We start from the raw sequence: 19713 nt of genomic DNA, 5'->3' as shown, positions 1-19713 counted from the left end.
TTGTGCAGAGATCACCGCATGAAGTGGCTCCTACGTGAAGTGGTTTTTACCAGTGGGATCTAGTATGGTGGGAGGGGATTTATTCCACGATGTTTTTTGTTGAGATCGCCGCGTAAAGCGGCTCCCACCAGTGGGATCTAGTATGGTGGGAGCGGATTTATTCCGCGATGTTTTATGTAGAGATCCCCGAATAAAGCGGTTCCTACCTACTTATTCAATTGTTAAAGGAATATTCAATATGACTCCAAGTGCGCTACGCAAAGCAGTTAATGCCTTTTCTAAAGATACTCAGCATCAACCGGATTATTATTTTGTTGAAGGTTATTTGATTGGCAAAGTTGCCATTAATGATATTGCTGAAATACACGAGTGGTTGCCTGAGCTCTTTGGTGATTACACGGCTATTTACCGTGCTCAGTTAGAGGCCTTAATGGATTTGCATGAGCAGTGCGTTTCAAGCTTGGATGGAAAAACTTATAAGTTGCCAAAAGAGTGTGCGCTCTCTAAGCAAGACTTTGCTGCATCATTAGTAGAAGGGGCTCCGTTACCGAGCTTTTGTCTTGGTCTGCTTAAAGCCTTGGATAAAGTATCTTTCGAGAACTTGTCACTAGAGCAAAAAGGTGCGGTAAATGAATTACAACAACAACTCACCGGTTTTACTAGCTTAGATGCAGCAAAGGCGGCATTTTCAAACGCTGAGCCTACGATGCCTTTTGAGCGAGAGGCTCATGACGTAAAGCGTTATTTGGCAGGCGCGATTATGGAGTTAGGGGATACTTTAATTTGGGATCCTGAGCTAGACAACGAGCTCGGAGCGTTTGAATTTGAAGAAGATTTTGATGAAGCACAAGAGGAAATAAGAAACTCACTGATTGAGAACTTACTCAAATTGACTCACATTGATTCAATCCCTTTACTTGACCAGTTTATTCTTAATGAAGAACAAGACTTTATTACGCCTGATTATATTGAGGAAAATCAAGGCGATTTTTGGCTTATCCACGAAACTAGACCTTATATGCTTATTCGTTACCATAAAGCGTGGATTTACTTTTGGGCAGACAGAGTACAAGAGGCGGTTGATGAGCTAGACGTGCTGCTGCGACTTAATCCAAACGATAATCAGGCCTGTCGATACCTGTATGTGAACGGTTTAGTTATCTTAAAGCAGTGGGATAAACTGCAAGCTTGCCTTGATGAATATGAAGAAGAGAGTATTTTTATGCTATCTGTAGAGGCGTTGATGCATTTTGCGCAGGGTGGCGAGAGCAAAGCTTTGAATGAGCTAAAAGCGACAATCAAAGGGTACAATAAGCACTTTATCAAGATGCTTACAGGTCAAGAAAAGACTAAGCAAAAAGAAATATATGGCTACACATTGGGTTCAAAAGAAGAAGTCTTAAGTTATATAGATTGTGGTGGCAAAAAAGCCTGGTTAAGCGTGGAAGGAAGCCTCTTTTGGCTGCGTAAAAAATCATAGCGGACTTTGGATAAATTAAGCAAGTAGAGATGCAAAGCTAAGAGCTGTTCACCGGTGAAGTTGGCCTTCACCGGGGTTATCGACAAGGTTTTCTCGCCTCAAAATAGTTCACTTAATTAAGCGAATTAGTATTAGAAGTCATATCGGATAGAGGCTGCAAAGCTTCGTCCCGCACTTTCAAGTCCATCTAAGCTTTCTGTCATACCGTGGCCTGCAAGATTGCCGTGTTGGTAGTAAGTTTTATCAAATAGATTACGGATAGCTAAATTTACGGCAGTATTATCACCCAATTTAACTTGTGCTAACCAGTCAATCGTGCCGTATCCAGGAGTTTGGTATTTACCTGTGTTCACTTTGGTCATTTTTTTAGCAAAATTAAGGATAAGATCTGAACTCACCATATCATTTTGATACTTGAATCCTAGGTTCCCTGACAGCGGATTAATAGAACGGATATATTCATCTGTCTCATCATTTTTACCATCTTGATATGTTGCGCTAAATGAAACAGACAATGTATCGGTAGCATAGTAAGTGGTGGAGAACTCAGCTCCTTTGATCGTAACTGAATCAATGTTCTGGTATTGGAATTTGTCATGGTTATAGGCAAAGTTTCCTTCATCATCCAATATGGTGTCACGGCTTATAAGCTCTGTGGACAAGAAGTTATCAAACTTATTGTGGAACAGTGCAGTTGAAATAGTGAAGTCACCAATATGGCCACGTAATCCAAGTTCTAAGGTGTCACTTTCTTCTGGACTTAAGTCCTCTGCTGGTAAGATTTCATATAAATATTCTGCAGAAGCCTGATTGTAGTGTTCAATATAGGCTAGATCATAAGGCGGCACTTTGAACCCTTGGCCGTACTGAGCAAAAACAGAAAGCATGTTGTTTAGATAATACAAACCACCTAAATTAAACGATAAATGTTGATCGTCTATTTTCGCAAATTCTGTACCATCGGTCTTTAAGGTACCGCTTGGGTCCATGCTGTAATAATCGAAACGTAGGCCAGGTGTCACGATAAGTTTGTCATCTAGTAGCTTTATTTCGTCATTGATGAATAGGCCTGCGCGAAGTGTATCATTTTTCGGGAATTTATTAGTAATGTCATCTTTGGTGACTTCGCCTTCCACTTCTCGGTATTCACGCACTGTGCGTAGGCTCTCAGTGGTTTCTATATCAACACCGTAACCAAGAGTATGTTGCTTATCGAGTGCTTTACTCGCGTGAGAAATAAAACCATACGTAGTTTGCTCATAAGTACCGGTTTTCCACATGTCGCGTTTTTCGATAACACCAAACATAGGCGCGTTAATATCGAGTAAGGCATACTCTTTATCATCTTGAACACTGTTTGTGTAATACAAATTAAACTGTGCTGTGTCCCAAACGCTATTGCCCGTATCGTTGTGATAACTCAGGCGGAACGAATCTGTGTGCTTTTCGGTCTCTGTACTTTCCGTCGCGATGTTGTAGCCATATTTAGCTAGACCACGGAAATATGCCAATAGACCATCGGCAAGGTCGCCACTTACATCTTGGCGCCACAGATCAGCAGAAACATTGACATAATCTTTGTCGTTGAAGTTGTATTTTAATTTGTAAAGTAAGCTTTGAGAGTCGATATCAAAGGGAGCGCGGGTGTTGTGCTTATTTTGTTCCTCTTTACCATCTCTGGCTGTTAGGCTCAGTAAGTGGTCAAAATTGCCATGCTGGCCTGCTAGCGTTGCACTTAGATTAGTTTGTTCACTGAGGTCGCTATAGCCTATCCTTACACGTGCGCCAAGATGCTCATTGTCGTTAAGATAATCACTGGCATCTTTGGTGGTAAATACCACAATACCCCCCAACGCATCGGAACCATAGAGAGATGAGCTGGCTCCTTTCGCAACTTCAACTTGTTTTATCGTATCAGTATCAATAAAACCTCGGCCCACTATATCGTTGAGTCCATCCGCGCCATAGCCTTCATTCATGCGCATACCGTCTTTTATGATCAATACTCTATCGCCGCCCATAGCTCGAACCTGAATATTTTGTGCACCACCTATACGACCCGTAATCTTTATACTTGGATCATACTGAAAAAGCTGATTTACATCGGTGATTACTTGTTCTTCGATGTCTTGGCTAGACATTACGGAGATACTGGCTGCTACGTCTTTAAGTGGCTTCTCACTACGAGAGCCACTAACAACGATAACTTCTAAATCATCTGCGGAAACCGCGTTATCGGCTAACGCAACCGTTGATCCAGAAGCAATAATTGAGGCGATAAGTAGTCGCAAATAGTGTGTTTTTGCAAAGCGCATGATGAGATTCCTATGAATATTTTATTGCTGAGCTGCTACTAAAATTTGCGAAGATCATACCTTTATTATTAAAAAGATCAATCTAAATAATAATAGTTTCCATTTGTGTTGTTGTAAGTTATTACATTTTCAAGTACATTGTCGCGATAATTTATAGAGGGGAATTATTGTGAATATACAAGCAATAGAAGTGCTAATGGCCAATGTATCTGAGCTACTAATGACACCAGTTATTATTGTAATATCAGTACTTTTTGTTTACGCATTTTTTGCAGTTGGACGCTTTGTATCCGAATTTTTAATTCGTAGGAAAAGTCGTTTGTCATACCAACGCGGAATAGATAATAAGTCGTTACAAAGCCACAACGGCTTTCATGTTCATAATTATTTTATTGCGAATCCAAGTGCATCTGAAGATGAGTTAGAGGTGTTTGCGTTAAAACAGCTCGAAACGCTTCGAATTGTTACGCGGGTTGCTCCAATGCTAGGTCTTATCGCGACAATGATCCCAATGGGACCGGCGTTAAAGGCGCTCGCAGACGGTAACATTCAGGGGATCAGCGAAAACTTAATTATTGCGTTTGCTGCGGTAATATGGGGACTTGTTATTTCTACACTTACTTTTTGGCCCGCTTCGGTTAAGAAACGTTGGTGCGCTCAGGAGTTGATCAACATTCGAAAACTGAGAGGGGAATAATTTCCATGCGTTTTTTAGATGAAGATGAAGAATTAAACCCTATTGTGAGTGCCGTAAATTTGGTTGATGTTTTTTTGGTGATTATCGCTGCATTACTGATTTCTATTGCGCAAAATCCGCTCAGTCCATTTACATCAGAAAATGTCACTGTGGTAAAAAACGCCGGTGAACCTAACATGGAAGTGATCGTGAAAGAAGGCAAGGAAATTAAGCAATATAAATCTAATGGAGAAATAGGCTCTGGAGAAGGCATGAGAGCCGGGGTCGCATATAAAATGGCAGACGGTAGTTTTGTCTATGTTCCAGAGAATGAAAAGAAAACTGAAAATAATGCGAAGGAGACAAACAGATGACCCGACTATTCGCGCTGCTCATTTTAGCTTTGTCTTCTTTCCAAAGTTTTGCACAGCAACAGCCTGAAGTGTTGATTATGATGTCAGGGCATGCTTCTAAGTCAAAAGGAGAGTTATTGCTCTCGCTGGCCGAAGATCAGCCTTTTAAACTGACTAACTTTAGCACTCGTGGCAAATCAGAAGATGAGATCCGAGCCGCTTGGCAAAATGCTAAGCTGATTTTACTGGATGGTATTAACCCTATGCTGTCACAGTATATGTTTGCAGATTACACATCATATTTGACAGATTATCCAGAGGTTCCTGTGATCTCTTTAGGGGATCTTGAAAACATGAAAATGAATCAAGGGTTATCCCCGTCGCAGCATACAACATTGGGCGCATACTACAATAATGCAGGTAGCCAAAACTACCGTAACATGATGTTGTACATATCGGCTAAGGTGTTTGGGTTATCGAGTGAAGTGCCAGATCCGGTAAAGGTAGTACCAAATGTCGGTCTATATCATCCTGATTTTAAATCTAGTGTTACAGCTGATCAAAGCGAATTCTTTAACTGGTTGGATGTTGAAGACAATCAGCCGGTTATCGCGATTGCTATTCACCGCTCTGTAATTGACTACGAGCAACAGCAAGTCGTGGATGCCTTAATCCATGGATTACAAAAGAAAGGAGCAAAGGCGCTCGCCTTTTTCTTTGAAGGTAATGACGAGTCATTGACTTACCCAGAGCTATTAACGGATGAGAATGGGGCGAGAGTTGATTTGCTCATTAATTACCGCTCACTTCACTACGTAGAAAAGCGTCGTGCTGAGTTTGCTCAAATTGGGGTGCCAGTTATTCATGCAATGAATTACACCGAAGGTGATGAAGCTGCTTTTAACCAAGATCATGCTGGCATTTCTCCTTCGTTAACGCCATTTTTCTTAGTAATGCCTGAGGATACAGGGAGTGTAGATCCGAGCATCATCGCTGCGAATGATAAAGGTGTGAAGGTGGTAATGCAGGCGCAGCTTGATGCGCTGGTTGAGCGGGCATTTTATCACGCGAATTTAGCGCATATTAAAAATCGTGAGAAAAAAATCGCGACATTTATCTGGAATTACCCTCCCGGAGAAAAAAATATAGGTGCTGCATTTTTAGATGTTCCAAGCTCAATTGTGAATATTGCCGATGCAATGAAAGCCAAGGGTTACGATGTGAAGCAAGCTCATCCAGAGCAAATTATTGAGCAAGCTGGCAAACTTTTACGTCCTTATTATCGTGGAGAAGATGCTGAAGCACTGGTTGATGTTGGTCTTGCTGATTATATGCCTTTATCCACTTATCAGCGTTGGTTTGACTCTTTGCCACAACACGTTACAGCGCCAATTGTGGAAAAATTTGGCAAGCCAAGCGAAAGTACCATGGTGCGTGAACACAACGGTGAACCTATGTTTGTTATTCCACGGATGGACTTAGGCAACATGATAATTTTGCCTCAAGGGGTTCGCGGCAGTAACGCAAAAGAGCATTCAGCAGCCTATCACAGCACAAAGTCCGTTATTAACCATGGTTATTTGGCAATGTATTTGTATGCTAGAGAGACGTTTGGTGCGGACGCGGTAATTCACTTAGGCACGCACGGCTCACAAGAGTGGTTAAGTGGTAAAGAGCGCGGATTATCTGTGTATGATGCGCCGAATTTGGCAATTGGGAACATTCCGGTGTTCTATCCATATATTATTGATAATGTTGGTGAAGCGATGCAAGCTAAGCGTCGAGGCCGAGCGACTATGATAAGTCATCTTACTCCAGGGTTTGCCAAAGCAGGGCTTTATACGGACGTTGCTGAACTTAGTGAGCTTATTACAAATTATCTGATGCTTGCTGAAGGCTTGACGCGTGAGAATACACGGGCAGAAATCATTACCCTCGCAACTAAGTTGAATATGCTGAAAGACTTAGGACTTGACGAAAAAGCTTTATCTCAAGCGTTCGATGCACATATTAGTAAGTTGCAAGATCATCTTAATACCTTAGCGCAGATGAGCCAACCTTTAGGGATCCATATTTTTGGCGAACTACCGGAAGAGGCGCATCTATACAGCACAATCTTACAAATGCTTGGGGACGACTTTACTCACCTTGCGGGTGAGTATGAACGTGAGCATGGTTTAGCTTTCGCAAAAGAGCAACAAATTGATGAGCGTAACGTTGTAAAGCTTGAAGCACTTGAGGGTTTTCAGTTATTGCAGAGCGTGTTGGGTGGGCAACAACAACTAGAGTTACCTGACACCCTTAAAGGACCAATTGACTTAGCAAAGACCTATTGGGATAACTTCCATCAAATCGCTGAACTAGAGGGCTTACTGAATGGATTATCAGGACAATACATACCTGTAAGTCACGGTGGTGATCCTATTCGCAATCCTGCAGCTGTGCCCACAGGTCGTAATCTGCTTGGTTTTAATCCCGCAAAAGTACCATCAAAAGAAGCCTATGAAGCAGGAGTTAACATGCTAGAGCAAACTGTTGCTGATTATCAGGCAAAACATGGGCGATATCCTCAAAAGCTCGCATTTTCTCTTTGGTCCCTAGAGACTATGCGCCATCAAGGGGCGTTAGAAGCACAAATTTTACACGCGATGGGTATAAAGCCTAAATGGAACCCACAGGGTAATATTATTGGTACGGAAGTGATCCCATATTCTGAATTGGGGCGTCCGCGAATTGATGTGGTGATATCGGCAACAGGCCTTTATCGCGACGCATTTCCTAACGTGATGCTGTGGTTGGCCGAAGCCATTGATAAAGTGGCGAAGATGAAAGAAGAAAACAACTTTGTTTATCGCCACGCTAGCAATTTAAAACAGCAGCTTATAGAGGAAGGAAAATCTGAGGATGATGCTGATTACCTTTCATCGGTACGGATCTTTTCGAATGAAACAGGTGCTTATGGTACTGGCTTGGCGGGAATGAGCCTTGCTTCAGATACGTGGGACGATGACAGTAAGCTTGCAAATCTTTACTTAGACCGGATGGGGTTCGGTTATGGCAAAGATGAATCTCGCTGGAGTGAGAATCTTTCAGAAACAGGACTCTATGCCAAGGTGTTATCGGGTACAGATGGCGTTGTATTTTCTCGTTCGACTAATCTATATGCTTTGATGACTAATGATGATCCATTTCAATATTTTGGTGGAATTGGTTTAGCTGTTCGCAGTCTGGACGGTAAAACTCCAAAGATGTATGTAGCGAACTTACGTCGAAAAGGACATGAGAAAACCCAAACATTAGATCAGTTTGTGAGCAATGAAATGCGCAGTCGGTATTTCCATCCTCGCTGGATACAGGCAATGCAAGACGCGGGGTATGCTGGGGCAACGGCAATACTTGATCGAATGAACAACATGTGGGGTTGGGAAGTGATGACACCCGAAGCGGTCAGGGACGATCAATGGCAAGAGTTTTTCGACGTGTATGTTGATGATAAGTATGACATGAAGATGCGAGAGTTCTTTGATCAGCATAATGCCGAGGCGTTAGCACAGATCCTTGAACGTATGCTTGAAGCGGTTAGAAAAGGGTATTGGAAAGCCTCTCCTGAGACATTGAAAAAGATGCTAGATACTTACACCCAAATTGCAAATCAACATGATGTAGTGACTGATAATAAAAAGTTCACTGAGTATGTTGAACAACAAAATGCGGGGTTTGGTTTAGTACCCTTGATGCCTGGGCAAGCTGTGCCTAACGTTGATATGACAGCAAGTAAAGCCAATATGGAGCAAGTGACTGGTCAAAAGTTAGAACAAGTCGCTCAAGGCAAAGAAGTTGAAACTGATTATACCTTGTGGTGGCTACTGGCAGGAATTTTCTTTGCGGGTATGCTGCAGCCCTTGATTCGACCTATGTTGACTTCTAAAACATACACTTGATAGCGCTACAAATAAGGCAATATTTGTAAACACCAGTAGAAACACAGCAAGCCGAGATGGGCTTGTTGTGTTCTCACTGTACTTTACCTATTTGCAATAAACTTACTTGTTTTGACTGGTATGGTGGGCTATTAAATGTGAATTATTTTCGAATGTAAAAAAATATAAAACCAAATTAAATTTAAAATTATATTAAAAGCAATGTGTTGTGAGTTCCATTCCTCGTTTTTAAATTCTCTTCCGAAAGTTTATTACTATAGTTATAAGAATTAGTTATATTTTATAGCTGATAAAATAATAAAAATCATTATCATTCGCAATCTCGTTGTTTTAAGTGTAAGTGAAAATGATTCGTTTTGTTGTTTCTTTTGTTTCTTCAGTAATTATCTTCCCCGGTTATGCAGCCAATACGGACTCTAAATCCATTGAAGTGATAGAAATTGTTGCAAACAAAGCTGAAAAATCGTTGTTAGAACTTTCCGGTAGTGCGGCTGTACTAAGTGATGATGATATTGAACAGCTTGTAGCAACACAGTTGAGCGATTTGTTTAAAACGGAGCCAGGTGTAGCGATCACAGGTTATAGCGGTCGCCCTCAAAATATTACCATTCGTGGTATGTCAGGTAATCGTGTATTGGTATTGCAAAATGGCAGCAGAGCTGCGGATGGTTATGGCGCAAGTGACATCAACGATCTGGTCGGGCGATTTAATTTTGATTTGGAAGACGTTAAATCTATTGAAGTAGCAAAGGGACCTGCCTCAACGTTTTTTGGGGCAGGTGCACTAGCTGGTGTGGTTAAAGTGAATACCAAACAAGCAAGTGATTATCTAAGAAGTGAAGATAACTATTTAGCAATTAAGAGTTTGTACAACGGTACCAACTCGGAGGTTAAAAACACACTCACTGCTGCAACTGGATTTATTGGGTTACCTGTTTTACTAAAAGTCAGTGACTGGCGTGCTGAAGAGCAGCAAAACTTTCCCGAGTCACGCGCTCCGCTAGACGTTAAAGGTCAAAGCGCAAAATTTAGTAGTCAGTACGAATCAGGTTTGGGCCTTTTTACATATGATTTTAGCTGGCTGACACAGCAGACAGAAAACAAAATTAAACCGGAAACCGTGCCCCAACATGACGGTGCGTGGCAAGTTGAATCTCAAAAACAACGTGAACTCCAACAAACTCATAGCCACAGCGTTAAATGGCAATCTGTGAATTCATCTCTCATCTTTGATGATGCGCTTGGACAAATGTTCTGGCGCAAAACACAACACGAAAACGACACTGAACAACTAATCAGCCGTCAATTTTTTGAGGTTCAGACTCGATATAGGCAGCTGCTTTCGGAAGACCGTTTTTCTCAGACCAGTTTTGGTAGCGTATTAGATTTTGCTAAGTTTTTTAGCAATCATGAGCTGATGTATGGCATTAGTGCAGAACAGGTTGAGCATGAGCGTCCTAAAGTCGATACCGTGATTGAGAATGGTAGACGGAAAGTGACGATTGACGCACCGTTTAATGCAGCTAAAACAGTGATACTTGGTGCTTATGTTGGTGACGACTGGCAGATTAATAGTAATTTTAGAGCGTTAATTGGTTTGCGTTACGACCATAATGCACTATCTGCTGAAGGTGACGAAGACACGAGCTCAAATGAAGTCACAGCTAGCGCACAAATCAGATATGAAAATAGTTATGGTTTTAATGCTTACGGAGCATATGCACAGGGCTACCGAGCTGCACCATACGATAAAGTATATGGCAATATTCCTCATTTATTTGCCTTTCCTCCGTTTGAAATTGTTGCCAATACTCAGTTGAGAGCGGAAACCAGTGATAGCTTGGAACTAGGGTTTTCGCAAACAATTGATAAATTGCATTTTGCCAGCAGTATTTATTACACCCGCTACGACGATTTTATCGATTGGGTGAACATCCGTTTAAGATTAAACGATGGAGTAATGGAGCGCCAGTTTGTCAATATCGATGAAGCGTATACGTTCGGTGCAGAAGCAGAGGTAACTTATCAATTAGAGTCACTAATGTTTGGCGCAAATATTGGCTGGATGAACGGAAAGAATAAAGACAAGCAAGAATACCTAAGAAATCTTATTCCGCTTGAATATACATTTTATGCCAATTATGAGTTCAGTGACTTTTTAATCAATCTGCAATGGTATGGACAAAGTCAGATGACTGACTTACCTACGTGCCTAGACCCATTTTTAAGTGTAGAAATACCTTGTCAGTCAACAGGAAGTTGGCACAGCCTAGACTTATCCGTAAGTTACACACTATCAAAAAATTGGAAATTCAATACCGCGATAAATAATGTGCTAGATAAGCATTATACCCGATATCAAGATGTTGCTGGTCAATCCAATTCCGACTTCGACTATTCACAACCAGGTAGAAACTTTAGAGCATCTATCCAGTATAAATTTTAAAGGGTGACCATCTTGAAAAAACCATTATTACTATTGCTACTGTGGCACCTAGGTGCGACCGCGGCAGAGCTTCAGTTTGTTACTGGTCGTGCTATTAATTCACAACAAGCTGAACAGTTACTTGAAACCAAGTTAGCAAGAAAATATCAATTTTCTTACCGTCGTAAAGGTCAGTTTGGTAATTATTATAGCTTTATGCCTACTTATGACGCTTTGCCAATATTTAATATCGTGGATAGTGTTGCAACGGATCAACAAGGACTAGCATTTCGGTTGTATGTCTCTCATTTTTCGACGTTAAACTTGGATGAGGGCACGGTTTCTGTTGCTCCTTCTATTGAGCAGGTTGGTGCATTAATTGATAAACAAGTTGACCATTTTTCGATAGAAGAAATTAAGCGAGGGTGGTGGCTTGAGCAGCAAGGTTTAAGATTTGTTTGGAACGTATTAGTAAGTGAAACCTTGCAAGGTGAAATCGTTACTCAGCATTATTTTATTGATGCTGATGCCACTAAAATCCTTGGTCAACGCGGCGCTATTCCTGCCTACCAAAGTGAAGTTGAGCCTGAATACTCAGGTCGAATCAAGCAGTCATGGTTATTTGATCCAGACCCAAAAACTAGCTTAATGAGTGAAGACATTGAGCAACAGTTTACACCGCAGACTGAATTTGCGGATGCAGCATTTAGACTTGTTGAGCTTAGAGATTTAACGCTAATTGGCAACCAGCTAGCACTGACGGGGCCTTATGCTCGAGTAACTGACTTTGCAGAACCACACGAAGTTGTGGAAATGTTGCCTGTAGCTGGTGTAGCAAAAAATCATCATAGCTCTGCCAGCTTTTTACAACAAATGGCCTATTTTCACGTCGATTCTGCTCAGCGTCATTTGCAGGAATTGGGTTTTACTGGCGATAAGTTGATCCACTATGCGCCGATCACCATTGATGCACAAGGTTCTTATAATGACCAGTCGGCATATTCATTTCATCAAAAACGGATTTTATTAGGAGTTGGGGGGCATGCTGACGCGCAGGATGCTGATGTAATATGGCATGAATATGGACACAGTGTTACTAACTTCATCAATCCCTATGACGACGGTGCGGATAGCGGTGCAATTGGGGAAGGGTATGCCGATTTTCTCGCCGCAAGTCATAGTTACCGAGATCCGCAAGGCTACGAGTTTGAGCCGGATGTTATGTTTAACTGGGATGCTCGTTTTGGACAACGTAGACCAAGAACGTTAAATGATAGTAAAGCTAGGTATAATCCAAATTATCACTACCCAGCCCATATTCATGTTGCAGGTTCCCTTGGTGATCAGCTTTGGTCCACACCATTATTTCAATCCTTCAAAGAAGCTGAAGCGCATTATGGTGTGAAAGGCATGAATGACATGGAGAAGATTGTTATTGAAGCTATGTTTGGCCTAGGGGCGGGGATCACTATGCCCAATTTAGCGCTGTCTACACTTGATATGGCAAAGCGCTTGTACCCCAATGAACACTATGCTGATATTTTACAACGGCATTTTAGTCATCATAACTTGTTGCCAAAATTATTGGTCATTGAACAAGCCAAGGTCATTGATACTCTCACCTCAGATCCCTCTGTGGTTGTGAATATCAAAAATATCAGCCCTTACTCGCTTAAAGATATCCAGTTCGCGTCGACTGAGGACTCAACAATAAAAATCGCAACTCAACAGGTTGGCGATATTAAGGCTGGAGATTCGATAACACACACTTTTTCCATCACCTTCGATGATGCGTTTGAATTGAGCTGTGGGAAGAGTGCTTCTGTTCCTGTACTGGAGAAATATTCAACAGGGATCCCAGTATTAAATCAAAGCCTACAGCAACTAGAAGTTACCTTAGGCCAGCCAAATCTATTTGTTGTAAAAGGTGAGGGAGGCATACTTAAAGACGCAACCGGAGAGCCTAGTGGAGTTGTGCACAGTAAGGGGATCACCAACTTTTACCTTGATGTAGAGCAGCAATCTCTGCAGGTTAGTGATGACCTTAAATTTGAATTACAGCTTGAACACAATGACTTGAGCCAAGTAAGTATAAAGTTAATTAGCCCTGCGGGTGTTGCCGTAGTCATTTGGGATCAAAGCTACTACCCACATTCAAAATTTGAATTTAGTCTGCCTTCTGATGTTGCAAACGTAGATTTCTCGCTACTTGAAGGTCANACGGCCAGTGGCAGCTTCAGGTTGTAGATCACAAGCCTGATTTCTCCGAACTAATTAATACGCCTACGCTTAAAGCTTGGCAGCTTTCACAAGTTACCGATTATCACTGTCATTCTGCGTCTGACGATAAAGCACATACAGATGACCAAGATAATCATCTAGAAAAAATAAATGACAACACGAGTGGCAGCCTGTATTGGCTAAATATTGGTTTAATTTTAATTGGGCTTAGGCGACTCAAAATACACACTAGGAGTAAACATGACATTTAAATTGAAACCGCTTGCGCTTGCGCTTTCGGTGGTGGGTCTCAGTGCTTGCGGTGGGGGGAGTGGTGACACTAAAGCAAATACTGAAAATGAGACAACGGTAGACCCAATTAGTTATTCGGTTTCGATCAGCGTTGATAACGCAGTAACCGGTACTTTATGCGCAGATAGCAATGAAAACTTAGTGTGTGACAGTGTCGAGGTGCAAACTTCAATTACAGATGGAACCGCAACATTAACAAGTGAAGATGTTGCAATCCTTAACCAGAGCTACATTGTGACAGAAGGCAATGTGATGATACTCAGTGCGCCAGCTGCAGTTGCGAATGACGCTAGTATCGTAATGACACCTGCAACGACTCTGGTTAGCGCGAATATGATACAAGGCATCAGTAGAGAGCAAGCAATTGAGGCTGTTGTTTCTGCACTTAACGATGGCTTATCACTGTCTTTGTCAGCGGATACTTTATTGACAGCGCAAAGCGCAGACTTAGCAAACTTCAATACTGAATTTGTAAAATTGTGGCAGGCTGCGCAACAGCAAAGTGAAAATAAGGGGGCTATTCTTGCGGGCTTTGCGATTCAACTTGCAGATATTATTACCGCGATAAAAAACAATAGTCATTTTAATCAGCTAGATAGTTTTGTTGCGAATGCATTAAATTGGTCTGTAGGGTTCCCTATGACTGACACTGGGGTAACTGCATTCGCTAACCTAGATGGCTTTTACAATACCGCTTCTGTTGCGGACTTTCCAGGTCAAGACGCAGATTATGGTCTTGATCTTACACAAAATAATGATGCGGATGGTGCTGCGGGTTTTAGTTATGTAAAACTCAGTAGTACAGGTGAAATGCTTGCAGCTGATGCTGAACAATGGAGCTGTGTAAAAGACTTACAAACAGGGCTAATTTGGGAAGTAAAAGATGCAAACGCAGGTATTCGCCACAAAGACACGTTGTTTGCATTTAAACCTAGCGACCGCGAATCGATTTTTCCTGCTGAAGTGGCTGAAGCCAGTTGTGATAATGCAGAAGGTGTATGCACAGTATCGCAATATGAAAGTTACATAAACAATCTAAACAACGGTGTCGGGTTGTGTGGACACTCTGGCTGGAAGTTACCTAAATTCAACGAGCTGTATAGCTTAGTGCACTTTGCGAGCACAGATAAGAATGACGGCGATGTTTTACTTGGAGTAGACGTTAATTACTTCCCAGAAACACATGCCGGAGATATATGGACAGCAACGCCATCGATAGAATGGCACACTTCTATGTACTATGCCTCTCACATGTGGGCGCTTGGGTTTAACGGTGATTATATTGGTGCAACGACTTCTTATGCATACTGTGATAGTGCACAAAAATGCGAATATCCAAGTGTATTACCTGTGAGGCTTGTAACTTTAGGAGCAGCAAAATGAGATATTTATTAGTCACTTTGTCTTTATCAATGTGCTTTACTGTACAGGCTATTGAGCAAGCGTGTTCACAAACTATCGAGCGCTCTTCACCTAGCGTAGGTTTTATCGATAATAAAGATGGTACCGTAACTGATAGAGCAACACAGCTTACTTGGATGCGCTGTAGTATTGGGCAAACTTTTAATGCACAAACTTCAAGTTGTGATGGAATGCCAACCGCTATGTACTGGCAAGATGCCCTTAAAACCGCAGAAAAGATCCGGACTTCTCCAAGTCATGCAATTTATCAATACGCGGGTATTAAGAATTGGCGTTTGCCTAATATCAAGGAGCTTAACTCAATCCGTGAAGTTGCCTGTGTCAACCCTGCAGTAAACCAAACGGTTTTTCCTAATATTTTTGCTATCGCTGAAGCAGAAGGTGGGTATGCATATGTTTGGTCAGCTACGCCTTTAGCGTCTGAAGCTGGGGTAATGTATTTGGACTTAAATGGTGGCAGTTTAGCGTCTACCTTTGGCTTGGAAGACTATGAGAGACAAATTTTACTCGTAGCCGACAAAGTGACAGAGTAGACTTCAGTACTTGTCGTTTGGTGTTGTTTGGTTTTTGTTCTTGGAATGTCCTAGTCTCGGTGCTTGGCTTGCTGCGAGTAGGCTAGACGCAAAGGTTGAGCAGCAAAGAGCGACAAGATGAGCTCTTCATTTTCACTATGTTACCGTCATGCTGAGATAGATTAACGAGGCGCAACTGCTAAGTAAACTGGTGCAAAAAGCTTGAAAGAGCAACAGACCTCAATATGATAAACCAATGCGTCAAGAGTACTTATATCTAGGTTGAATAAGACTATTGATGCATTGGTATCAAGCTTAGTGTAGGTTAATACCAATTGAATTAATTCTCTAATCAATTTGAAGGGTGAAATAGCATATTAGCTTCGTTAAAAATTTCTCATTTAGAACAACTAAATAGCAAAATTTTTGCCTTGCCTATATGGATATAGGTACCTTAGCGGTAGCAGGACGCGAGAGCGGTGCTACTAAAGCTATTTCCCCGCTTCAAGATAGATCATTTACTTAATACAACTGGTATAAATCGTTTTAAAACGGTTCAATCATCCACTTTGCGGATAACTGGTCCGGTTCGCCATGGCGATTTAACTCAGGTTGGTTTTGCGCTTGGTTAAACCAAATATATTGCTGCCAAAATTGATTTTTGATATTCCAAACACCACCTTGATAAATCAATGCGTAGAGTGCTTGCTTAGGAGAGTCTACGAGTTTGAGATAGCCTGCGCTGTTACTGCTGTAACTTAAAAACAGTGAAGGGGCCTGAGTGGCTCTAAAATAGTGCTGACCCTGTGTATTGGTTATCTGAATTAAATCGAGAGGCTCAGTTGGGCTAAAGGTAATTCGGCTGTCATTGTTCAGGGAGTGTACTGCTAAATACTGATTATTTACGGGCGATTTTATCGTGATTTGTGTGCCCGTATCTGCACTTAACTGCGGATATGTCCAGCCGCTTGGTGGCGTTTGCCAGGTTAGAGATTTCCAGCGCCAATTGTAGGGAATATCTAAGTGTGGGTCGTTAAGATCGTCAAAACCAGGTTCGGCCTCGATATTAAAAAGACATTGGTTTCGCTCTGCATCTAGCTGTGCAACACGCTCTGTTTGGCTAATTGTGCCTACATTTAGCTCCGTCATACAAGCTTCAAGCGACTTCCCTTTTCCTGACTCATTAGGGGCCAGTACATAAGTATGGTCACGTTTACTTTCGTCCTCATACCAAGCCTGCATAGCGGCCTCGTCAAACGACAACCAGTTTTGTACTAGTCGCTGTGCTTCTTGCTCGGCTACGCTACGTCTTTGTGCTTTTGGTATTGCCATTGTGCGAATAAACGCAGCCCAGAGATCTTTACTGGCCTCCAGCGCGACAATCGCAACTGGTTTCATGCTACTAATACGATAAGACTGCCAGCCAGACTCTAAGCGTGTATTCTCCTGCCAAATCACATCGCCACTGGTGAAGTTAAGCACATCTTTGGTATCGTGCGAATGCTGCTCGGCACCTTCAGAGCAAAGGTAAGCTTTTACTTGCCAAACCTTTTCGTAGTTATCTTGTGGGAGCCTTACCGTATGTTCTGAACTAAATGAGTCTTGAAATAGGTGAACGGCACGGCCAAACAAAAAGTAATTATGATCTACTTCCGTAAGGGCGGCGTGGCCACCACCATCCCATACTTTGAGGCGTTTTTCCTCAGCCATGGCTGCATCAATAAAATGTTGAACAAAACGTTTTTGCGCGCGATAAGCTGCATCTACACCACCTTGGCCTGCAATATCATCATAGCGGCGCATAAAGTGATCTAGCTGAATGTCAGCTGGTTCTTGCGAGACTGCGCTAAAACAGTTTGGGCCGGTAGGATCGGTACTGGCGTTGGTGACGTTAAATCCAGCAATATCAACCCAACGCTCACCGACGATAGCTGAATTGACACTGTCGTATCTTGGTTCATAGAGCGGGTTGTTGTTTAACTGGGATTGGAGTCGAGTAACTTCATCTTGTGCGGTATGTAGTGCGATGTTCTTTGCCAGACCATAGCGCCAAACGTGTCTGGGGTCGTTGGGATCTGGTTCGATAATATGTTCGGCATCCAGCACCTCAAGTGCTGCGGTGCGGGTTAACCATTCATGTCCCATGGGCATGATCCCCTGTCCACCAAATTGGGTGAACGCTTGAACTGTGCTGCTTAATGCAAGTCCTAGTGCAAATGTAAGAGGCTTTATTTTCATATCTACTCCTTGAAAATTAAAAGCAAAAAATAGTGTTTTTACTCAATTGAGGGGCAAGGATTATAGTTTGTAAAATAAATGTTTCAATTGGTTTTTGTTTGTAATTGAAGTGTTTTCTTACTATCAGATTGGCTTTTTGAACGTTAGTTTGCTACCTGCTTTTAAAATAATTTTATTTAATATCAAGTTGTTACTGACTATTTTGTAGATGTTTTATGTTCTATAACGTAGTGAAATATGGATCTTCTCATGCTAGTACTCGGGCTAAATTACTTCGCTTTTATCCATTTTAACGAAAGTGAACGTATGTTTAAAAACCCTTTATTAACAAGTGTGTTGTTTTGTTGTGGAATTAGAACTTGTTTTTAGTCGTGTATGTTTTCAAACTGTCGCAAATATGTGCTGCTCAGTGATCAGCATTAGCAACTGCTTATGAGCAAGTTGTTAATGCTGATTTCATATCGTCTACAGCAAACTTAAAATGTGTTTGGCGTTTTGTCGGGCAAGACAGCCCTTGACGGGATCGGTTGAAAACGTTTTAGCCGATATCTTCATAGGCTTCCCTTCATGAAGTACATCACCGCTATAGACCTTAACTCGACAGGTCGTTTTGTGTTGCTCTTCTGAATAAACAAGCTCCACTTTTTCGGCCTTCATGATTAAGTTTTTGTAGGGGTATCCCGCATCAGTAAATACTTTTTCAGTTTGTACCTGCTCGGATGTTGATGCGAGTGCTGCTAGAGGAAATGCAAGAATAATTGCGTATTTCATGATAAAGACTCCTTCCGTCTCTGATTTCACTGCTAAGTATTGTGTGCATTCATAAAACTGACAAACTAGAAATTCTGACCTATAGTTAAGTTTTAATTAAGTAAGATGGCGAATGAAATCACCTCCACTCAAAGGACTTNCGGCGGCGGAATTAGGCAGTTTTAAGCAGGCGGCGGAAGCCTTATTTGTGACTCAAGCCGCTGTGAGTCAACAGATAAGAACCCTTGAGCAACAGCTTGGTTGTATGTTATTTGAACGACAAACAAGAAAGGTATTGCTAACTCAGCAAGGACAAGACTTGTTGCCGTACTTACACAAAGCCTTTGGGCAAATGGAAATGGGCTTGTCGACGTTAAAATCAGATCCTAACCCAAACACCATTAACCTGTCGGTTTTGCCTTCATTTGCTACTTGTTGGTTGTTGCCAAGGTTGGCGAGCTTCAACAAAGCATTACCAGACTACCAGCTACGTATTGATCCAACCGAGCAACTCGCCGATTTTAACCACGACGATATTGATATTGGGATCCGCTTTGGATTTGGTAACTATCCGGGACTGAAAAGCGAGCTCATCGCGGAGGATGAGTTAGTCCTTGCCTACCGTCCTGGATTAATTGACCCAAATAAACCGTTGCGAGAACAGCTATCTAAACTCAATTTTATCTATGATGAAGGCCGGGATAATGAGCATGCGTGGCTTGAACTAAACAAACAACTGGATTTGAGTGGTCATACATTCAGTAATCTCAAAATTGATAATGCGGCGTTGGTACAGCAAGCAACGGTGGCAGGGCAGGGGTTTTCTTTGTTACGTCGACGTTTAGTGAATCAATCTTTAGCGCTAGGCCAATTAGAAATCTATCCCGACTTTGCATGGTTATGTGAATATCGGTATTACTTGGTCGCACCAGAGCGCCATTTTGAGTGGCCTAAATTAAAGGCGTTTCGAGATTGGATTGTGGCTGAGCTTAGCGCATGTTGAAATAGCGATTTTTTATATGTTCTTGGTTAACTTTAGCTTGGCCCATAAGGCGGCGAGTTGAGTACT

At 41.9% G+C, this 19713-nt stretch carries 11 protein-coding genes; 8 read left to right on the top strand and 3 right to left on the bottom strand.

The window, feature by feature from the left end; all coding sequences use genetic code 11:
* The first annotated feature begins 238 nt into the window (after positions 1-238).
* Positions 239-1480 carry a UPF0149 family protein gene (locus CKO50_RS17735; protein WP_095729248.1) on the top strand — a complete coding sequence of 414 codons (1242 nt, stop codon included), beginning with the start codon at positions 239-241 and terminating at the stop codon, positions 1478-1480.
* Between the two features lie 131 nt (positions 1481-1611).
* Here CKO50_RS17735 and CKO50_RS17730 read toward each other — a convergent pair whose 3' ends face one another.
* On the bottom strand, positions 1612-3795 hold the full coding sequence (locus CKO50_RS17730) for a TonB-dependent hemoglobin/transferrin/lactoferrin family receptor (protein WP_095729247.1): 2184 nt from the start codon (positions 3793-3795) through the stop codon (positions 1612-1614).
* A 169-nt stretch (positions 3796-3964) separates the two neighbouring features.
* On the opposite strand from CKO50_RS17730, the gene CKO50_RS17725 reads away from it, so the two are divergent.
* The 6 genes from CKO50_RS17725 to CKO50_RS17695 all read left to right on the top strand — a co-directional run bounded on the left by CKO50_RS17725 (position 3965) and on the right by CKO50_RS17695 (position 15677).
* Positions 3965-4492 (top strand): MotA/TolQ/ExbB proton channel family protein, encoded by a 528-nt coding sequence (locus tag CKO50_RS17725; protein ID WP_095729246.1) that lies wholly within the window; start codon positions 3965-3967, stop codon positions 4490-4492.
* A 5-nt stretch (positions 4493-4497) separates the two neighbouring features.
* The gene (locus CKO50_RS17720) at positions 4498-4845 is read left to right on the top strand and encodes a DUF2149 domain-containing protein (protein WP_095729245.1); all 348 of its coding nucleotides are present in this window, start codon (positions 4498-4500) and stop codon (positions 4843-4845) included.
* The gene (gene cobN, locus CKO50_RS17715) at positions 4842-8765 is read left to right on the top strand and encodes a cobaltochelatase subunit CobN (RefSeq protein WP_095729244.1); all 3924 of its coding nucleotides are present in this window, start codon (positions 4842-4844) and stop codon (positions 8763-8765) included. The genes CKO50_RS17720 and cobN overlap by 4 nt, the downstream gene beginning before the upstream one ends.
* A 346-nt stretch (positions 8766-9111) precedes the next feature.
* Complete coding sequence (locus CKO50_RS17710; RefSeq protein ID WP_095729243.1) at positions 9112-11211, top strand: TonB-dependent receptor; 2100 nt, start codon at positions 9112-9114, stop codon at positions 11209-11211.
* 2460 nt (positions 11212-13671) lie between these two features.
* A complete protein-coding gene (locus tag CKO50_RS17700) occupies positions 13672-15105 on the top strand; it encodes a DUF1566 domain-containing protein (protein WP_095729241.1) in 1434 nt (477 codons plus the stop codon).
* Positions 15102-15677, top strand: coding sequence for a DUF1566 domain-containing protein (locus CKO50_RS17695; RefSeq protein ID WP_095729240.1), 576 nt, complete (start codon positions 15102-15104; stop codon positions 15675-15677). The genes CKO50_RS17700 and CKO50_RS17695 overlap by 4 nt, the downstream gene beginning before the upstream one ends.
* Before the next feature lie 525 nt (positions 15678-16202).
* Here the strand turns inward: CKO50_RS17695 and CKO50_RS17690 are convergent.
* Together CKO50_RS17690 and CKO50_RS17685 are read right to left on the bottom strand one after the other, a co-directional pair.
* Positions 16203-17894, bottom strand: coding sequence for a hemolysin D (locus CKO50_RS17690; RefSeq protein ID WP_095729239.1), 1692 nt, complete (start codon positions 17892-17894; stop codon positions 16203-16205).
* 465 nt (positions 17895-18359) lie between these two features.
* Positions 18360-18665: a hypothetical protein gene (locus tag CKO50_RS17685; protein WP_095729238.1), complete on the bottom strand. Its 306-nt coding sequence runs from the start codon at positions 18663-18665 to the stop codon at positions 18360-18362.
* Positions 18666-18777: 112 nt separating this feature from the next.
* Between CKO50_RS17685 and CKO50_RS17680 the strand changes: the two genes are divergently transcribed.
* Positions 18778-19647 (top strand): LysR substrate-binding domain-containing protein, encoded by an 870-nt coding sequence (locus CKO50_RS17680; RefSeq protein ID WP_095729237.1) that lies wholly within the window; start codon positions 18778-18780, stop codon positions 19645-19647.
* Positions 19648-19713 lie beyond the last annotated feature (66 nt).

The sequence above is a fragment of the Pseudoalteromonas sp. HM-SA03 genome, assembly GCF_002289345.1.
Lineage (GTDB): Bacteria > Pseudomonadota > Gammaproteobacteria > Enterobacterales > Alteromonadaceae > Pseudoalteromonas.
This window is presented reverse-complemented; position numbering and strand designations above follow the sequence as displayed.

Bases quoted from the DNA above. Each gene is read 5' to 3' on its own strand.
- CKO50_RS17735 (WP_095729248.1), top strand. From the start codon at position 239: ATGACTCCAAGTGCGCTACGCAAAGCAGTTAATGCCTTTTCTAAAGAT.
- CKO50_RS17730 (WP_095729247.1), bottom strand. From the start codon at position 3,795: ATGCGCTTTGCAAAAACACACTATTTGCGACTACTTATCGCCTCAATT.
- CKO50_RS17720 (WP_095729245.1), top strand. From the start codon at position 4,498: ATGCGTTTTTTAGATGAAGATGAAGAATTAAACCCTATTGTGAGTGCC.
- cobN (WP_095729244.1), top strand. From the start codon at position 4,842: ATGACCCGACTATTCGCGCTGCTCATTTTAGCTTTGTCTTCTTTCCAA.
- CKO50_RS17710 (WP_095729243.1), top strand. From the start codon at position 9,112: ATGATTCGTTTTGTTGTTTCTTTTGTTTCTTCAGTAATTATCTTCCCC.
- CKO50_RS17700 (WP_095729241.1), top strand. From the start codon at position 13,672: ATGACATTTAAATTGAAACCGCTTGCGCTTGCGCTTTCGGTGGTGGGT.
- CKO50_RS17695 (WP_095729240.1), top strand. From the start codon at position 15,102: ATGAGATATTTATTAGTCACTTTGTCTTTATCAATGTGCTTTACTGTA.
- CKO50_RS17690 (WP_095729239.1), bottom strand. From the start codon at position 17,894: ATGAAAATAAAGCCTCTTACATTTGCACTAGGACTTGCATTAAGCAGC.
- CKO50_RS17685 (WP_095729238.1), bottom strand. From the start codon at position 18,665: ATGAAATACGCAATTATTCTTGCATTTCCTCTAGCAGCACTCGCATCA.